This window comes from Frankia sp. CeTa3Moorea (assembly GCF_978021225.1).
On sequence record NZ_CDXDOR010000028.1, the window covers coordinates 6915 to 7857 of the forward strand.

The 943-nt window shown below is 66.8% G+C and carries 1 protein-coding gene; it reads left to right on the forward strand.

The features are described 5' to 3' along the window. The first annotated feature begins 387 nt into the window (after positions 1-387). Positions 388-831 (forward strand): MerR family transcriptional regulator, encoded by a 444-nt coding sequence (locus AC08OV_RS07790; protein WP_476614786.1) that lies wholly within the window; start codon positions 388-390, stop codon positions 829-831. Positions 832-943 lie beyond the last annotated feature (112 nt).

Consider the following 943-nt stretch of genomic DNA (forward strand, 5'->3'; position numbering starts at 1 on the left):
AGACGATATGTCCAGCCTACGACAACCTTCCCACCCGCCCCGGCAACCCACCCGCCTCCCGTTCGGGCCGGCGCCATGCCCGTCGGGGCCGCGGTAACGTGCGCGTCCATGCGAACGCGGGGCCGGTCAGGTGGAAGCCGAGGGCGCGGCTGCAGGGTCGCACCGGCGAGCGCGACGGCCCCGACGTGACGCATCTCACGTTTCCGGTAACGCGTTCCGGTCGGCACCGGACGACGGACGGCACGCTCGGGCGTCCCGCGCTCCCCCGCCTCGGCAAAGGGGGCGCCGCATCGCCGATCGACGTACAGTCGACTGCCTGGCGTCTGGTCCGGTTGTCCAAATCGTCCGGTCCGGTCGTCCAATATCTACCCTAACGTAAGGGCCGAGTTGTCCACCAAGCGCCGTGGTGTTTCGGGATCGAACACGACCCGTGGCGACGTTTACCAGATCGGGGACGTTGCGGAGCGGGTCAGCCTCTCCCTGCGAACAGTCCGCTACTATGAGGAATCGGGGCTCCTCATGCCGGTAGGTCGGACCGTAGGGGGATTTCGTCTCTACGACGACGATGCCATCGAGCGGCTGCTCCTCATCAAGAAGATGAAACCGCTGGGGTTCACCCTGGAGGAGATACGGTCGCTGCTGGCCCTTCGCGACGAGCTCGCCGAGCCCGACCTCGCCGCGGACGCCCGGGCCGAGCTCCAGGAGCGGCTTGGCACCTGGGTGGTACTCGCGGAGGAAAAGCTTTCTACGCTTCGGGAGCAGGTCAGCGTCGCGGAGTCGTTCGTCGGCGGGCTGCACGACGACGCGAAACGGTCGCGCGGAACCGCCTGATCCGCGGACGCCGATCATCGCACCCACCGCGGCGGGCCTCGCGAATCTCACCGGCAAGACCAAGATCAAAACCTGAAGTTATTTTCCGGCAACTCCCAGGGGATGCTCCATG